The organism is Dawidia cretensis, from assembly GCF_018598175.1.
GTDB lineage: Bacteria > Bacteroidota > Bacteroidia > Cytophagales > Cyclobacteriaceae > Ohtaekwangia > Ohtaekwangia cretensis.
Genome location: NZ_JAHESE010000009.1, coordinates 48,656 through 66,220, shown reverse-complemented (window position 1 = coordinate 66,220; position 17,565 = coordinate 48,656). Strand labels below are relative to the sequence as shown.

Sequence of the window (17,565 nt, the reverse complement as noted above, 5' to 3'; positions counted from 1 at the left end):
CGGATTTAAGAAAAGACGCAGTGAAATTTAGGGCACCTGGATGTTGCACCCGTGCAACGCGGCCGTCAAAAAAATGAATTTTGCACGCACATATTCCATTTAAAAAAGCAACTTAGCGATCTGCTACTGAGGTTTGCCGGTGGCACAGCGAATACTCAACATCAACTACGAAAACCACCATGATCAGCTTGATTAAACGCCCCATATTGTTCCTACGAAGCAAGCTGTCTGACCGGAATTTTCTGAACCTTTCCGCCGTGTTAGTGGGGCTCGTATCCGGCTTGGCTGCCATTCTATTGAAGCTGATGGTGCATCAGATCGGGCATCTCGTGGCTACTTCTCAGACTTCTGGAAAGTTTTACGTGTTCGCAATATTCCCGATGTTAGGGATAGCTTTAACCGTGTTCTTCATTCAATATTTCCTGAATGGACAGCTGAAGAAGGGAAGCGCACAGATTGTATATAGCATCGTAAAAAGATCTGGAATCCTTCCCCTAAAAGACACCTTTGCCCATCTCGTCACGAGCGCATTTACAGTCGGCTTCGGTGGATCATTGGGGCTTGAATCGCCGATGGTTTCTACTGGATCCGCCATCGGTTCCAACTACGGTCGCGTGTACGGACTCACCTATCGCGAGCGCACCGTACTTCTCGGGTGCGGCGCTGCCGCGGGGATTGCCGCTGCGTTTAACTCACCCATCGCGGGTGTGCTGTTTGCCGTGGAAGTGCTGCTGACAGACGTTACTGCGGCGGCCTTTATATCGCTCATCCTATCGGCAGCATGTGGAGCACTCATTTCCAAGATCGTACTTGCAGAAGGCGTAACGCTGGCCTTCGGCCTTAAGCAACCCTTCGATTACAGCAATGTACCGTTTTATCTGCTGCTGGGTGTTCTCTGTGGACTTGCGTCTTTGTGCTACGCCAAAATCTTTCATGCGATCGAGCTTCGGTTTGAAAACGTAGAAAACAAGTGGGTGAAAGTTGTAGCAGGTGGCTTGATGCTATTTGCGCTGATTACTGTTTTCCCGCCGCTCTTCGGTGAGGGATACGAAGGCGTGCGTATGCTCGAAGGGAAAGACGCAGCGCAGCTTGCGGAAGGTAGCATTCTTAATCGCCTGATCACCTCCGAACCCGCGCTCCTGGTGTTTATAGGCCTATTGATTGTCTTTAAGATGATCGCCGCTGCTGTTACTGTAGGCAGCGGAGGAAATGGCGGAAGTTTCGCTCCGTCGCTTGTAGTAGGCTCCTACCTCGGGTTTCTATTCAGTCGCTTCATTAACTATACAGGGTTGTCCCAACTTCCTGTCAGTAACATGACGTTGGTAGCGATGGCGGGAATACTAAGCGGAGTATTTTATGCGCCGCTTACCGCCATCTTCCTTATTGCCGAAATAACCGGGGGCTACAACCTGATTATACCGCTTATGATTGTCTCATCGCTCAGCCTTTCCGTGGTGCACCTTTTTCAACCTGTATCCCTGGAGGGGAGAAAACTAGCCAGGCTCTTGAACTCGACGGTGGAAACGCGCGACAAACTACTCCTCAGTCGCCTGAATTTATCGGAGCTCATCGAGAAAAATTTTGCGGTTGTATCGCCCGAGGCTAAGCTCTCCGACCTGGTCAAGATCATTTCGGCCTCTCCACGTAATATATTTCCTGTGATAGACAACGGCCTGAAGCTGATCGGACTTGTCCACATGGACAAAGTGCGGCGCATCATGTTCGAAACCGAAAAATATGAGTCGACTTATGTGAAGGATCTCATGGACAAGCCCGACGCGGTGGTAGAGCTTCATGAAAACCTGCATGAGGTATTTGATAAGTTCGATAGGACGAATCAATGGAACTTACCGGTGGTGGAGAATGGTATTTACCTCGGCTTCCTGTCGAAATCATCCGTCCTTACACGGTACCGAAAAGAAATTACAGAGTCTTAGGCAACTGTGCCCCATAGCCGATAGTGCTGAGCAGAGGTAACCAAAGGGAATCCTTTCTATAAAAGATTCCCTCTGGCTTTTTCGATTACTGTAGCGTGACCTTAATAATACTACTTGTTGCCGGCAGCATTGTAAATTCGTTCGCACTTGGCACCGCAACGATATCCTTGTTCTCCTCCAGCGGCGTACCCGCCAGATTGAACTGGGTAATACCAGCGCCGGGGTATTGATTGATAGCGGTGCCATTGTCAAACAAACCTATGTTGGAAGAGACGTCGCCCTTCTGCATGGCATCGACGTCCGCTCCCGTAGTAGCAAAGAACCAATCATTGGAAAAGCCATACATGGTCGCCAGCGCAATCCGGTCGCCTTTGGCAATGGTAAGTTGCTGTGAGACCTTCCCCCCGGCAGCACCATTGATCCTGGGCAGCAACACCGTGTTGTCCATCTCCTTCAGAAGGTATACTTCCTTCACGCCGGGCGTCGTTTTTAGCGCCGCGGCGAGCATACTCCCATCTCCCTTCTGCGCAAGGTCTTTCAATCCCATGCCTCTATCTTTCTCGCCTGTTTTATAAAACGGATTTTCAACTCCATTGTACACGAACACAAGCACAGGTGATAATGGTGTGAACGTACCGGTCAATCCGGCGAGGTAAGTGTTCAGTACCGCATTATCACCGGCTTCAGCGATGTTGGTAAGACCATTTGCAGAAGGTTTGTCCTTTGAATAGACCGGCTCCGGCAATAATAAGTTTCCGCCGGCAACATAGGAAATCGCCCACACGCCAGGGCTAAACGGCGTTTCGTTGTTTGTGCCACCCGAATTATTCATGATCGTGAGCGTAAACGTCGAATTTCCATTGTAGTTCAGCGTTAGCTTCATTAGCTGCGAAGCGGGGAGATACGCATGACCATAGTCGTCGGTACCGTTTACCTCTTTAATATTCTTCGTGGCAGTCTCGGCAGCACCAGGGTGCGACACATCTGCGCCCGGAGTCTGGTTTACGCGGGTTCCATTATCCCACAACCTGACTTGTGATGACACATCGCCGGTGATGGGAGTTCCATCTTCATTGTATAGCGTAATACCGGGGTTCTCGGGCGCGAAGAAAAGGTCATTGCTCCATCCATACATCGTAGCAAATGTGAGCCGCTGGTTCTTCGCCGCGGAAAACGAGAAAGATACCGATTGCCCGGGCAATATCACCGGGGGTGTTCCCATGCCCTGAAAGCTGCCCGATTCAACAAGTGGTTTACTATCCAGCACATTTTCTATCGTGATCATCGTGGACTCCGTCATAGCGGTGTCGTCGTCACTACACGATGTTCCGGCAAGTGCCACCATAAGCACCGCAACTGATTTAATAATGTTTTGTTTCATGAGTGATTGGTTTAAGGACTCAAAACAAAAGAAACAGTATCCCACTGCGGTTGCGGAATTGTAACAAAAGTATCACAGCCCGCTATTGCTTTTTTTATCAATTTTGTGGTATGGCCAGCAAGCAGATTTTAATCGTAGAAGACGACAGCGACATCGTAGAGCTCCTCACCATTCACCTTCGCGACCTCGGTTGTGACGTAATCACCGCGGCATCCGGGCATCTCGGGCTTAATGCCGCAAAAAGCAGTGCCTTCGACCTTATCATTCTCGACATTATGCTACCCGGCCTCAATGGCATGGAGGTATGCCGGAAGATCAGGCAGGCCGACCGGCAGACACCCATTATGATGCTAACGGCAAGGTCTGAAGAAATCGACAAGGTTATGGGCCTTGAAACGGGTGCCGATGATTATCTCACGAAGCCCTTCAGCATCCGGGAATTCATTGCACGGGTGAAAGTTATTTTCCGCAGAAGCGAAGACCACCATAGCCCGGAAGGCGGACTTGCAGCCTCTTCCATTATGACCTACGGCGATTTAAAAATAGATGCGGACAAGAGGAAGGTAACACTGAACAGCGTGCGTATCGAGCTATCGCCAAAAGAATTCGACCTCATCACGCTGTTGGCTTCAAATCCTGGCAAGAGCTACAGCCGTAAGAATTTATTGAACCTGATCTGGGGCTACGACTTCGAAGGATACGAGCATACTGTAAACAGCCACATCAACCGCCTTCGCAGCAAGATCGAGGGTGATGTTTCGAACCCGAAATTCATTTTAACAACCTGGGGCGTAGGCTACAGGTTTAACGAAGACCTTTAACAACCTACCTATGTCGGTCAAAACAATCCGGGGAAATCTTCTCTTTTGGAAAATTGCCGGAGTATTCACCGTGCTGCTCATTATACTGGGTGTTGCATTCGTGGCTATCGCCTCCGGATTTTCAAAGAGTTATTACACCACCGCCCACCAGCAACTTTACGGCGACCTGGCGCACCATTTAGCTACATTCACGCAGCCTTTTAAAAACGGCAAGCCCGACACCACCGTCACGCATGACATCATCCATTCCACGATGGTCGCGAATCCCAGCGTGGAAATTTATCTGCTTGATACGGCCGGCGGGATCATGGACTACGTCGTGCCTGATACAACGGTACAGATGCACTGCGTTGATATGGCCATTATTAAGCAATGGCTCGCCACGCAGGATGATATGTTGTATCCCATGGGCGACAATCCCAAAGACCCGAGCGAACCGAGTATCTTTTCTGCCGCGCCGGTATATGAGAACAACCACCTGGTTGGGTATGTATATGCCGTATTGTCCAGTCAAAAGCAGAAAGAGATATTGAGCGCCATCAACGACCATTTCTATACCCGCCTCAGTGTCTACATCTTCTTGTCCGCGCTGCTCACGGCGTTCATTGTAGGCGTCGTGACCTTTTTTCTTATTACGGACAGCATCTGTACCATTGCGGGCACGGTCAGGCGCTTCAAGGAGGGCGACTATTCAGCCCGCATTAAAGGATACGCTCAGGGGAATCTGGGTGTGCTAACGTCCACGTTTAACGACATGGCCGATGTGATTGTCAACAACATCCAAAAGATCACAGCCACCGACAGGTTCCGCCAGGAACTGATCGCCAATGTTTCGCACGACCTCAGAACACCTTTATCCATCATGCAGGGATATGTCGAAACGCTGATGATGAAAAAGGATGTACTGACACAAAGTGACAAAGACAAGTATTTGGCGGTAGTGCATGACGGCGCTAAGAAACTCTCGGGGCTCGTAGAGCAGCTTTTCCAATACGCCAAACTGGAAGGCAACGTAACCACGCCACAAAAAGAGCCTTTTAGACTTGATGAGCTGGCATCCGACATATTGATGGCCTATCAACTCAAAGCCAAAGAATGCTCCATCAATCTGCGCTTAAACTCGCCCAGCAACTTACCCCCCGTGTTTGCCGACATCGCCCTTACCGAACGGGTGTTTCAAAATTTACTTGACAACGCGTTCAAGTTTACACCTGACGGCGGCGATATTACCATCCAACTTACAAGGGATAATGGTGGGATAAAGGTTCAAATAGTAGATACGGGTATCGGAATTTCATCCGAAGACCAGTTTTACATTTTCGAACGCTATAAGCAATTGGACGGAATTTCTACGCCTAAAAAAGGAATGGGAATCGGACTGGCCATCGTCAAGAAGATTCTGGAGCTGCATCAGTCGGCTATCGAGGTCGCCAGCCAGCCCGGCAAGGGAACTACTTTCAAATTTGTCCTTCCGTTGGCTGACAAAACGTTGTCTTCGGCTCCACTATTATCTCAATAGCAGTAGGCTCAGTGTCTCAAATACTTAGGTTGACTGCATCTTGACACCTGCGGTCCAGCTGCGTGAGTCAAATTTTCCTCGCCGGGGTTAGCATGGTATGTACACAAAGCCATTTACCTTTTTTGCGTATGAATACGCTGGATGACCACTCATAGAGCTCGAACGGCTGACCCTTGTATTCTCCGGCGCTCGTTCCCCGGCTTGTGACGACAGCCGTATCGCCGTAAACTTTTATTTTTGTCTCATCGGAATCCATCCGCGAATGCGTCAAAGCACTCGACCGTATCGTCTCGAGGAATTGAGACTTCGAGGTTATTCCATCCGAGCCCACAATGACCCAATCTTCGGACATAAATTTTCCAATTTCGTCCGGGTCGTTGCCCACCATCGCCTTGTCCCATTCCTTTCCGACCTGTAACACTTCGTCTTCGGCGTTCATACCTATTTTTATTGTGTGGAAAAAAAGAAAATGAGCATTGTTGGCTATTTGAGAGTGAAATTAAACCGCTTATTTCGCTCAAATTCGCTTTTTTTTGAAGAAATAGGAAAATGGCGCACAAAACGGGGTAACAATTTTTAATCGGTTTGATCTAGGGGTGTAATCAAAAAAATCAAACCATGAAAAAGCACAATTATTTTACCTCCCTTTTATTCGCGGGCCTCGTTGCCATGGGCAGTGTAAGCTGCGATGATAATAACGATGATGCCTCCCCCGTAGTCATCAAGCCGGGAGAAGATGATAAGATCAGCAACGTGCATCAGGATCAAGTGGCGGCACTAAAACAGACCTTTACACTCGATGCTGCCGGCGGAGAGATAGAAGGTGAAGATGGTACTATCGTTTCTTTTTATGCAAATTCATTTTTCAAATCAAATGGAGATGCAGTAACGGGTAACGTAACCATAGAGTTGGTGGAGATTTATAAGAAATCACAGATGCTGCTCACAAACATGACTACCCAAGGCATAGATGCTTCCGGCAATATAGCCATGCTGATTTCAGGCGGCGAGTTTTTTGTCAATGCCAAGCAAGGTGATGAGCAGCTGGTATTACATGGCACATTTCAGATCGAGGCTCCCGCCGATAAAACAGGTGGTATAGATCAGGACATGAAACCTTTTATGGGGGTGGAGCAATGTGAAGATGGTGTCTGCAAAAACGTATGGAGACAGCAAGATCGCGATATGAAAATCGGGCAGACTACTTATAACATATTCCAGAATCAATTTGGATGGACAAACATTGACCGCTGGTACAGCGATCCACGTCCAAAAACCACACTCTTTGTAGACGTGCCCGAAGGCTATGACAATACCAACTGCTCAGTCTACCTGTCGTACGACGGCGAACCTACTGCTCTGGCCTCGTTCGATCGTTACGATTCAGCCACGGCCCTTTTTACAGAACACTATGGCCAGGTTCCGATTGGTCTTGAAGTGCACTTCATTATGGTGTCAGTCATAGACGAGCAGTGGTACTACGCCATCAGGCCTGCAACGATCGGAGCTGAGCATGTAGAAACATTTACGGAGCTTCAGCCTACCACCGAGGCTGCACTGATCGCACTGATCGACGCGCTTCCTTAATACCACCCACTGACTAGTGCTGGCTTAATCGAAAAAAGTCCCTTCTCTGTTTGGAGAGGGGACTTTTGGAATTGGAAAAAATGGAATAACTTGCATATTGCACAATAAAATTATTCTGATGAGAATTATAGCAGTCATCAGTATTTGCCTTCTCTCGTTTTCTGTTTTTAGTCAGCATGCTGTCAAACAAGATACGGTCAAAAGAGAAAGTCGCATACAACCCGCAGGTGACGATAATAAAGTAAAGTTTTCGGCTATTACTCCGCCGCTTCAACCTATTCCCGGAGCGCCGGCCGCCTTCTATACATTCTATTGGGAATTTGGCGATGGCGAGTATAGCAAAGAGGCATCGCCAGAACATGTGTATAAAAAAACGGGCGACCATACGGTTCGACTATGGACTACCAATAACTACGACAATGGAAAACCACCGCCAAGCCGGCCCCAGAAGGTGCCTGTAAAGAAGATTACATTTAATGATACCAACCCGGTGCAACAGGCGCTACCCGACGGATTTGATGTAAAGAGCAATCGGGAACCCATTCCCGGCGAGGAAATGGTAGTCATCGTACGCTATCAAAATGACACCGACTATCCAGCCCACGGTAAACTATACCTGTTCTTTAACGAAAGAAAATATAAGGCCGATAATTTCCAGCTCACAGAGGTCCGTACACATCACGGAGAGAAAGAGGTACAAGATTTAGCACGGGTTGCTTCTCGTATGGATGAAAAAGACCCCGATGCGTTGTGGGCGAGTAGTAAGATAAATCTTTCGCCAGAAAATGACAGGAAATCCGATGAGGCGTCATTATTACAGCTATCCCTGGCGTTGGAAGCCGCCCGGGCGGAGTATCGCACAGTGCATGCACTGGAATTCAATGATATGGGTGCACGGGAAAGTCGCCATGTATTTTATTCACTCACAACCACGCCCGAAATGCTGAAAGATACCAGTGCAATCATTACGGTAAAAGGTATCTACGTGCCCGATAGGGGAGCGGATAATCATAAAAGCAAAACGCTGGAGATGGAAATCGTTACCTCACACGATCCGAATAAAATGTCTGTATCCGACACCCGATTAAACTACCGTTTTTATAAAAATAAAAACATCGATTTTAAGATCCGTTTTCAGAATAATGGAGAAGGTCCGGCACATTCAATCAAGCTGCAGGTAGCGGTGCCCGAAGCATACGATCCGCACTCACTGCAGGTAACAGATATGTATCCCGTCTGTCCCATTTGCCCGGACAAACAATCGACCATCAGCTGCCTGGATACAACCTTTAGTAACAACCAGATCCTGTTTCATTTTAAAAACATTTACCTGCCCGGCAGTAACCAGAAGGAAGAAGTCGATTATGATTCTACGAAAGGATTTGTAAAATATACGTTGCGCTTTCGCGAATCGATCGCTAAATCTAAAACGCAGAGTCGTACAGCAATCATCTTCGATAAGAACGATCCTATTCTAACGAACCGCGCCACCACGCGTTTTAAACCGGGTACATCCATTGGCGCAAAGGCTGGATATATATATAACCCTACGCGGAATGATTCAAAAAGCGGTTTTGTTGGAGTTACACTTTCCCCCTTCAAATCACAGCATGGTTACTTCCAAGTCGAATTAATGGTGGGCATTCACACCTATTCCGATTCACTTTACCGCGCCGACACCGTGTCGGTAGACAATGGGATAGTCAATCTTTTCGATGTGTCGCAGCGAAACAAATTCACCCGTGTGGAACTTTACGTCGTGCCAGTATCCTACCGTTACACCATCAACTCGTTTATTGGTTTAGGCATGGGTGTTCAGCTTAGTGTCAATCTTTCGGAGAAGATAAAGGAGGAAGCACTCCACGAGAATTATTTTGTAAGACAAAAGGAAAATTTCAGAGAGCCGAGGCGGGAGCTGAATTTTAATAGCACAGAAGAGAAGACCGCATCCTTCACCAACCTCCGCCCGGCCGTGTTCGCGGATATTACACTGGGTGCTGCCCGCATCGGCCCCACAGCCGGTGCTCGATATGCGTACTATTTCACCGCCCCCAGAGAGCAGTGGCAGTTTTACGTACTTTGGAAATTTTAATGCCCGCCATGAAATTGTCCTGGTATTTGCTGGTTGTGAGTTTTTCAATTACCTCCGGATTGGCCCAATCCCAGCAACCATCGGATTATGCGTTTCAAAAAAGCCTTTCTGTGCTGCGCCAAAAAGACGACGCTGAAAATTACACCTACGCGTTTGTCGATGAATATTTAAAGGATCCTACGGAAGAGAACCTTGTTCTTTTTACTACCTACGAGAAAGAGCGCTGGAGATCGTTAATTTCCCGCGGAGAATACCTGGCCTATGTTGTGCTACTTTGTAACCAGGGCTATTACCTCACAAGATACGGCGATGTGTATGAAGGTATTTATGCGTACGAAAAGGCCTCCCGTTTATTTACCAGCCAGGCGCTCACCGATTTTGATATCATCGAATATTGTCTGAAACCACTGGGTAATAATTATAGTATGCTGGGCGACTACACCAGCGCCGCGAACATTGTGAAAGGCTATCTCTACCTGGCTGAACAACAAGGCAATGATAAGCAGCGCACGTCTGCCTGTATTAATCTGTCCATTATTTACCACGACACAGGTAAATATCAGGAAGCAATACGGTTGTTACAGCAGGCATTAACCATGTCTCCAGTGCCTGCCGAAAAGAAGATGCTGGTTTATTACAACCTGGCCAGAAATCATGCCGATCTTCGAGAGCTTGCAAAGGCCCGTCAATACGCAAATCTCGCTACTTCAATATTTCGTCAACACCAGTGGCCCGATGCTCTTCCTACCCTCGTCAATGTTTACACGCTACTGGCCGCTATTAGCCTCGCCGATGCTCAGTCCATAAAGGCGCTTACGTGGATAGAGAAAGCACAAACGCTGGCCGCAGCCAACAGCAAGCTTTTTAAAAATCGCGAGCTGGCTAAACTCGTTAATACTCATGCGGGCATTCTGGTGGCCTGCGGCCAATACCGCGAAGCACTCGCCAGATATCAGCATGCATTCACATGGCTCATTCCGCAGTATGATCCAGTAAAAAATGAATTACCCGAAGCAAGCGCTTTCTATGCCGAGAACGCAATAAAAGAAGCGTTGGACGGTATGGCCGAGGCATACACAAAGTTGAATGACGCGAGAAAGTCCCTGGCCTGTTACAAACTACGGTTTGAAGCCGAGGATCTGTTACGCGATACCTATAATTACGAAGAAGCCAAATTGATTCAGCAAGCCGAAAATAGAAATGTGACCGAAAAGGCGCTGGAACTTTTGTATGTGCTGTTCGAAGAAACGAAAGATAGCCGGTATGCAATAGAGGCCTTTCAATTTGCAGAGCGAACAAAAGCAATGATACTTCGCGAGAATAGTGAAGATCGTCATTGGCGGCAACGTCAGGAGCAGGATACGCTGGTAAAAGCGGAGAGCAAATTGCGGTATAAGCAGGCAATTCTCGCCAGCGAGATCGTAACCGAGCAAATGAGGCAAGAACAAGCCGATGTAGCCTATATCCACCAGCTTACAGCACAACAGACGGCGAATGCCATTACGCAGAAGGAAATCGCGCAAGCGCTTGAGAAAAAGTATCCAGCGCGAATGTTAGCCGACTCTTTTCAGCCGGAAGTAATACAGAATATTCAGCGCCTGCTACAAACCGACCACGCTACGGTAGTGGAGTATTTTTTCGGTACGCGTGCACTCTATATATTTCGCGTCGATCAGAACTCGGTGCAGATGAGTAAAGTGGAGACAATTGAATTGCTGAAACAAAACGTGCTCGCACTGCATAATTTTTTTGTAAACGCATCCGCTATCAATAATCAGGTTGAGCAATATAAAGATCTGGCATTTGAAGTAGCCCGGTCGCTTCACCTGACGAAACAAGTTGCCACTCCGCATCTTATCCTTGTGCCCGATGGCGTATTGAACCTCATTCCGTTCGATGCACTACTGTACGAAAAAGCATCCGGTACTACATATCAAAATTTTCCGTGGTTGCTGAAAAAATACACGATAGCCTACCAGCCCTCGGCGTCTATCTATACAAGTACCGCAAGGCATCCTGTTGCGCTCAATAGAAAAAGTGTATTGGGAGTTTTTCCTGTTTTTCACAACAGTGCGCTGCAGTTGGATTATTCCGTAAAAGAGGCCGGTGACATTCAGGATCAAACAGATGGCTTGTTTCTACTCAACCAGGCCGCCACACAACATGCGTTTTTGGAACATGCCAGTCAGTTTCAAATCATCCATCTTTCCACACACGCCTCGTCAGGCACGGGCGCCGCACCGCCATCCATTATGTTTAGCGACAGCACCCTGTACTTGCCGCGCATCTATGGCCTAAATCTAAGGGCGGATCTGCTGGTACTAAGCGCATGCGAAACGGGAGTCGGTGTTTTGGTAAAAGGAGAAGGTGCCATCAGCCTGGCACACGGCTTCCAGTTTTCGGGTATTCGCAATGCCATCTTCTCCCTCTGGAAAGTAAACGACAATTCAACCGCGACCCTCATGGGTAATTTTTATCGTCAGTATTTTGCCAGTGGCAACAAAGCAGAAGCCCTGCGGTTGGCAAGACAAGATTATTTAAATGACGAGGTCATCAGCAATACAAGTAAATCGCCTTACTACTGGGCCGGCTTTGTGTACTATGGAAGTCTGGAAACACAACCCGTAGATACAGCATTTTCACCGCTGCTTTTTGGATCACTGGCGGTGTTTCTGCTTATCGTTTTTGTTGTTATATATGGTATATACAAGCGCAGGTATAATGCCACAGTGTAGGATGTAGTTTTCGTTAGAGCTTATTCAATAGATCCTGTGCTTGTTTATGTTCCGGCGAACCTGCGGGGATTTTCTTCAGAAAGTTTTCACATGTTTTATAGTCTTTCTGTTTCAGGGCACTAAGAGCAAGCATCCACAATGCCTTGTCTTTATAGACGGATGGTGAATGGCTTACTTCCGTAAACAGCCTATTGGCTTCTGTTACACGGTCAAGCTCAAGCAGCGAAATTCCTTTGTATATCTTGAGCGCGTCATTTTCATCGTCATGTTTTAGTAGGGCATCGATTGCCTCCACGGCTTCTGTATACCGCTGGGTGTTAAAAGCTTGTTGTGCCTTTAGGATAGAAGCGTCTTCATTACCCCTTTCTACCAACGCCAGCGGTTCGTAATGTGCATAGTCACTGTATTCCGGAGTGGAAGAAGAAGTATAAAAGAAGAATGCACAAATGAGCGCAATACTGGCGGCAGCGGCGCCTATATACCAGTTCATCTTCACAGTCCGTCCCGTCCTTTCCACGAGCTCCTCGTTGCCGATCACTGCCAGGTTTTTCCGGAAAGCAATTTCCTGTTCCTGTCGCTGGTAGCGAGGTCCGACTATTTCCTGCACCTCCTGATAGATGCGCAGCTTTTCTGCAAGCACTGTATCCGATTTGAGGTTTAACTCAAAAGCAGCTCGCTCGTCCGCAGGCATTTCATTGGCCAGATAGCGATCAAAAGACAGATAGGTTTCCTCGTTCATATTCAAATGTTTTTTAACGCCTTGTAGGCAGGAGAATTGTGAATCAGTTCCGTCAGCGCTCCCATACACAGCGATTTCTTCTTTCTGACATACCCATACGTCACATTTAGTTGGCTGGCCACCTCTTCCAGCGAGGATAACGTAAAAGACAAACGGAGCAATTCCTGGCATTTATCTCCCAGTTCCTCGAATTTAGACTCGAAAAGATCTTTTTTCGCTTCAAAGGCCTCTGTTTCCAACACGTGCTGCATACTGTCGTCATGAACAGATAAAGCCTCCTCTGTAATTGTTACCCCTTTATTCTCTTTTAGTTTATTAAACCATTTGCGTTTGCAAAGCAGGAAAAAGTAAGCGTCAAACGGGCATGTTAGCGTTAGGCTATTGCCCGCTTGCTGATAGATGGTAATCAGGGTTTCCTGGATAATGTCTCTGGCCTCATCGCTGTCTCCGCTGTTTTTATGAATAAAGGCAATCACTTTGCCGGAGAATTTTTTGTAGATCTCCCGAATCACTTCACTGTTGTTTTCGCGTATAGCGTCGATGTAGCGCTGGTCGGCATGTGGCTTCTTCCGTTCCATGGAAATGGGTCTAAAATGAGGTGATTTGTGAATATGGGTGGTGCTGGCTATTTAATGGTCGTCAGAAGCATCGTGTGTAGATAGGCGTCGCCACGCAACGGTGCATGTGCTGACAATGCACTGGTTTTTTATATTTCAACATCGCTTATAAAGATAGATTCAGTCTCCCTTCGAACCAAACCGATAGCTAGAGATGATTCGGATATTCGACGGCTTTGGGTGGGCTTTAATAGGGCTTAAGTACGGCTTATCTCGCCTCCTGACAAGAGTAGTTATGAAACAAAAAAGCCTCAGTTTTCACTGAGGCTTCTAGGTCGGGGTGAGATGATTCGAACATCCGACCCCCACGTCCCTAACGTGGTGCGCTAACCGGGCTGCGCTACACCCCGAAAAATCTATCTGGTCGACTGAAGATTCAATGTCCAGAGCCGTTACTACTTCTCTTTGAGTCAAAAGCTGCGTTTCCGCACCGTTTTCGACCCGTTTCAAGCAAAACGGCTGCAATAATACTAAGAAAGATCAACTCTCAAAAGCCGATTGGCAGGCGCTACTTCTTTTTCTTGTCCTTTTTCAGCGAGTTGAAAAACTTCACCCAGTTGAATGGGTTTAGGAAGGGGTTTGTAACGGGCTGGAACTTGTCGCTGGTAGAGCTGGCCCACTGGTTGAGGTAGTACCGTTGGTTTTGGTAGCCGTCCATGGGGGTGGTCTTAAGCATCAGTGCCAGGAGCTCGTCATTGAAATTCCTTTTATCAATGCGCGCATCATCGGCAGGCAGGTTCATGGCAAGAACGGCTTGCTTGAAAATTTCTTCTGTCGGGAACGGCACAACCACGACTTCGGGCAGCATGGTCGTGTCCTGTACGAGGCTGACAATGATGGTCTGGTATTCGGGGGCGTTCTCGGGCACTGTAAAGTAGCGGTGTTGAAAGCCTATGGAGCTGATGACGATCTCATCGCCCACCAGCACGGGCATGGAAAAAAAGCCTACGCTGTTGGACGTCGTACCGCGGCCGGCTTTGGGCACGTAGATGTGCACTCCGGGAATGCCGGAAACGCTGTCCTCACCCAAAATCACCCCGGAAAGCTGGATAACCCGCTTTCGTTGCTGCGCTTCGGCCGTCTGCAGGCCACCAAGGACTGTCAGGATCAGCGCCAGGGCGAATAGGAGTCTCTGCTGGTTCTTTTTCACGTGTTCTTGAACTCTGATTTCAAATATAAAGATAAGCCCTATAACGCCCTAATTTCAATACCTTTGACGGTAAAGGAAGGATGTACCATGCGCCTGAAAAGTTTTAATCTCACCCTCGGATCGCAGATTTTTAAAGCCTGCGCGGACGAAGGCCGGTTGCGCATTCTGCACCTGATTTTTGTGAACGGCGAAATGTGTATCACCGACCTGGAAAAAATCCTCGATTTTACACAAACCAAAACCTCACGCCACCTCATTTATTTAAAAAACGCGGGTATTCTCAGCCACAAACGCGACAACCACTGGGTTTTCTATTACATAAAAGACGAAGTCGGCGACATCATCAAACAGATCTTCCAGTTCTTGCGTAAAGATGTGCAACTGCAAAAAGATCTGCAGGTGTACCAAACCATGTTTACCAACCGCGAACTGGCCGTCAACAAGCGGCAGATCCAGGAGTGGCAGCAACGGGGTGGGCCCCGGGTGTAAGAATGACAACAGCGGAACGAAAGTGATGAACGAAAAAAATATGCAGACGGCCGGAGGCGTAAGGAAAAACTACAAATGTGTGCTTTTTGATCTCGACCACACCCTGTGGGATTACGAGACCAACTCGCGCGAGACGCTGGAAGAGCTCTATGGCACATACAACCTCGCCGCCCGCGGTGTAACCGATTTCGAAAGCTTCATGGGCAGCTTCCGCGCGGTGAACCTGGCCCTGTGGGACCTCTACGACACTGGTCGCATCGACACCGAAACACTCCGCCGCGAGCGCTTCAAACAAGTGCTTGAACCCTTTGGCGCCTACAGTGAAGCACTGCTGGTCGACCTTAACCGCGACTACTTGGCGATCTGCCCCGAAAAAGCCAACCTCATGCCGCACGCACACGAAATTCTGGCGTACCTGCACGGCCGCTACACGCTGACGATCGTCACCAACGGCTTTGACGAAATGCAACATACCAAGATGCGCGCCGCAGGCCTGCATCGCTACTTCAACCATGTTGTGACCTCGCAAACCGCCGGCTGCAAAAAGCCCGCGCGCGGAATTTTTGACTTTGCCTTGCGCAGCAATGCAGCCGTGTGTCACGAGGCGATTATGATCGGCGACAACCTCGTCACCGACATGGGCGGTGCACGCGATGCCACCATCGATCATGTGTTCTTTAATCCTGAAAAAAACAGCCACCAGGCCGTTGTAACACATGAAATTACCTGTCTTTCCGAACTGCGTCAGATTCTGTGATTTCGATTACCTTTGCCCCCCTGAATAACGCATTAGTCTAATACCTACTTAACGGATCGAATTATGCCAAAAGGATTTTTTCAGGTTCCCTATCCTAAAAATGAACCGGTGCTGAGCTATGCCCCCGGCAGCAAAGAGCGCACAGCATTAAAGAAAGCAATTGAAGAGGCACGTGCACAAGAATTGGATATACCGATGTATATCGGTGCCGAAGAAGTGCGCACCGGCGAGAAAAAGCGCCTGGCACCGCCTCACGACCACAAACACACCCTGGGCTACTTCCACGAAGGCGACGCTGGCCACGTAGAGCAGGCGATCAACGCCGCCCTGGGCGCCAAAGAACAGTGGGCCAACCTGGGCTGGGAACATCGCGCCGCCATCTTCCTGAAGGCAGCCGACCTGCTGGCTGGTCCGTACCGCTATAAGATCAACGCCGCTACCATGCTGGGGCAATCGAAGAGCCCTTACCAGGCAGAGATCGACTCTGCGTGTGAGCTCATCGACTTCCTGCGCTTCAATGTATACTTCATGACGCAGATCTACCAGGAGCAACCCGAGTCGTCTCCCGGGGTTTGGAACCGCATGGAATACCGTCCGCTCGAAGGCTTTACTTTCGCGCTGACGCCTTTCAACTTCACCGCAATTGCCGGGAACCTGCCCGCCAGCATGGCACTCATGGGTAACACCGTGGTGTGGAAGCCTGCGTTTACACAGGTCTATGCGGCCAACGTTATCATGCAAGTGTTCCGCGCGGCGGGCTTGCCTGCCGGTGTCATCAACCTGATCTATACCGATGGCCCCGCAACGGGCGAGGTGATATTTAATCACCCCGACTTTGCAGGCCTGCACTTTACCGGCAGCACCAAAGTGTTCCGCGGCATGTGGAAGTCCATTGCTCAGAACATCGAGAAATACAAAAGCTATCCCCGCATTGTCGGAGAGACCGGTGGCAAAGACTTTGTGATGGTGCACAACAGCGCCGACGCGCGCGAAGTAGCCACGGCGTTGTCACGTGGTGCGTTTGAATACCAGGGGCAGAAATGCTCGGCCGCATCCCGCGCCTACATCCCGTCCAACCTGTGGGAAGACGTGAAGAAATTCTTGCTGGAAGATCTGAAGACGTTCAAGATGGGCGGCACCGAAGACTTCGGTAACTTTATCAACGCTGTCATCGACGAGCGTGCGTTCAATACCATCACCGGCTACATCGAGCAGGCCCGTAAGAACCCGATGAACGAGATCATCGCCGGTGGCAAGTATGATAAGGCAAAAGGATACTTTGTAGAGCCGACTGTTGTTGTCTCGAAAGATCCTTCATCGGTTACCATGTGCGAAGAGATCTTCGGCCCGGTATTGACAATCTATGTATACCACGAAGATAACTTCGAAGAAACGCTTGAGCTGGTAGACAGCACGTCTCCCTACGCACTCACCGGCTCGATCTTCTCGCAAGATCGGTACGCCATCGAGCTGGCAGCGAAAAAGCTGTCGAATGCGGCGGGTAACTTCTACATCAACGACAAACCCACCGGTGCCGTAGTAGGCCAGCAGCCTTTCGGTGGCGCACGAGGTTCAGGCACCAACGACAAGGCAGGAGCCAAAGTAAACCTGCTGCGCTGGGCGTCTATGCGCACCATCAAGGAGACGTTTGTGCCACCGGTAGATTATCGCTACCCGTTCCTTGACAAAGAATAAGAATACAATACACTGAAAACAGAAACAGCAGGCCCCCTTCCATGGC

At 48.8% G+C, this 17,565-nt stretch carries 14 protein-coding genes and 1 tRNA gene; 9 read left to right on the top strand and 6 right to left on the bottom strand.

Going from position 1 to position 17,565, the window contains the following annotated elements:
- Positions 1–179: 179 nt before the first annotated feature.
- Positions 180–1,937, top strand: coding sequence for a chloride channel protein (locus KK062_RS11430; protein ID WP_254084430.1), 1,758 nt, complete (start codon positions 180–182; stop codon positions 1,935–1,937).
- An 85-nt stretch (positions 1,938–2,022) separates the two neighbouring features.
- On the opposite strand, the gene KK062_RS11425 is transcribed toward KK062_RS11430, so the two are convergent.
- A complete protein-coding gene (locus KK062_RS11425; protein WP_254084429.1) occupies positions 2,023–3,318 on the bottom strand; it encodes a spondin domain-containing protein in 1,296 nt (431 codons plus the stop codon).
- Positions 3,319–3,428: 110 nt separating this feature from the next.
- Between KK062_RS11425 and KK062_RS11420 the strand changes: the two genes are divergently transcribed.
- The gene (locus KK062_RS11420) at positions 3,429–4,139 is read left to right on the top strand and encodes a response regulator transcription factor (protein WP_254084428.1); all 711 of its coding nucleotides are present in this window, start codon (positions 3,429–3,431) and stop codon (positions 4,137–4,139) included.
- Between the two features lie 10 nt (positions 4,140–4,149).
- Positions 4,150–5,658, top strand: a complete 1,509-nt coding sequence (locus tag KK062_RS11415) for a HAMP domain-containing sensor histidine kinase (RefSeq protein WP_254084427.1) — start codon at positions 4,150–4,152, stop codon at positions 5,656–5,658.
- Between the two features lie 67 nt (positions 5,659–5,725).
- Here KK062_RS11415 and KK062_RS11410 read toward each other — a convergent pair whose 3' ends face one another.
- On the bottom strand, positions 5,726–6,097 hold the full coding sequence (locus tag KK062_RS11410; RefSeq protein ID WP_254084426.1) for a nuclear transport factor 2 family protein: 372 nt from the start codon (positions 6,095–6,097) through the stop codon (positions 5,726–5,728).
- Positions 6,098–6,276: 179 nt separating this feature from the next.
- Here KK062_RS11410 and KK062_RS11405 point away from each other — a divergent pair, with 179 nt between their 5' ends.
- The 3 genes from KK062_RS11405 (at position 6,277) to KK062_RS11395 (ending at position 12,072) form a co-directional block, all read left to right on the top strand.
- Entirely contained in the window at positions 6,277–7,245 is a 969-nt protein-coding gene (locus KK062_RS11405; RefSeq protein ID WP_254084425.1) for a hypothetical protein, read from the top strand.
- 118 nt (positions 7,246–7,363) lie between these two features.
- Entirely contained in the window at positions 7,364–9,337 is a 1,974-nt protein-coding gene (locus KK062_RS11400; protein ID WP_254084424.1) for a PKD domain-containing protein, read from the top strand.
- A gap of 110 nt (positions 9,338–9,447) precedes the next feature.
- Entirely contained in the window at positions 9,448–12,072 is a 2,625-nt protein-coding gene (locus KK062_RS11395; RefSeq protein WP_254084423.1) for a CHAT domain-containing protein, read from the top strand.
- Between the two features lie 13 nt (positions 12,073–12,085).
- On the opposite strand, the gene KK062_RS11390 is transcribed toward KK062_RS11395, so the two are convergent.
- From KK062_RS11390 to KK062_RS11375, 4 genes are all read right to left on the bottom strand, one after another.
- Entirely contained in the window at positions 12,086–12,811 is a 726-nt protein-coding gene (locus tag KK062_RS11390) for a tetratricopeptide repeat protein (RefSeq protein WP_254084422.1), read from the bottom strand.
- Between the two features lie 2 nt (positions 12,812–12,813).
- Positions 12,814–13,389 carry an RNA polymerase sigma factor gene (locus tag KK062_RS11385; protein WP_254084421.1) on the bottom strand — a complete coding sequence of 192 codons (576 nt, stop codon included), beginning with the start codon at positions 13,387–13,389 and terminating at the stop codon, positions 12,814–12,816.
- 314 nt (positions 13,390–13,703) lie between these two features.
- Positions 13,704–13,778 (bottom strand) — tRNA-Pro (locus tag KK062_RS11380).
- Positions 13,779–13,936: 158 nt separating this feature from the next.
- Complete coding sequence (locus KK062_RS11375) at positions 13,937–14,578, bottom strand: carboxypeptidase-like regulatory domain-containing protein (RefSeq protein WP_254084420.1); 642 nt, start codon at positions 14,576–14,578, stop codon at positions 13,937–13,939.
- Positions 14,579–14,665: 87 nt separating this feature from the next.
- Here KK062_RS11375 and KK062_RS11370 point away from each other — a divergent pair, with 87 nt between their 5' ends.
- The 3 genes from KK062_RS11370 (at position 14,666) to pruA (ending at position 17,519) form a co-directional block, all read left to right on the top strand.
- A complete protein-coding gene (locus tag KK062_RS11370) occupies positions 14,666–15,067 on the top strand; it encodes an ArsR/SmtB family transcription factor (protein ID WP_254084419.1) in 402 nt (133 codons plus the stop codon).
- 79 nt (positions 15,068–15,146) lie between these two features.
- Complete coding sequence (locus tag KK062_RS11365) at positions 15,147–15,824, top strand: YjjG family noncanonical pyrimidine nucleotidase (RefSeq protein ID WP_254084418.1); 678 nt, start codon at positions 15,147–15,149, stop codon at positions 15,822–15,824.
- Between the two features lie 63 nt (positions 15,825–15,887).
- Positions 15,888–17,519 carry an L-glutamate gamma-semialdehyde dehydrogenase gene (gene pruA, locus KK062_RS11360; RefSeq protein ID WP_254084417.1) on the top strand — a complete coding sequence of 544 codons (1,632 nt, stop codon included), beginning with the start codon at positions 15,888–15,890 and terminating at the stop codon, positions 17,517–17,519.
- Positions 17,520–17,565 lie beyond the last annotated feature (46 nt).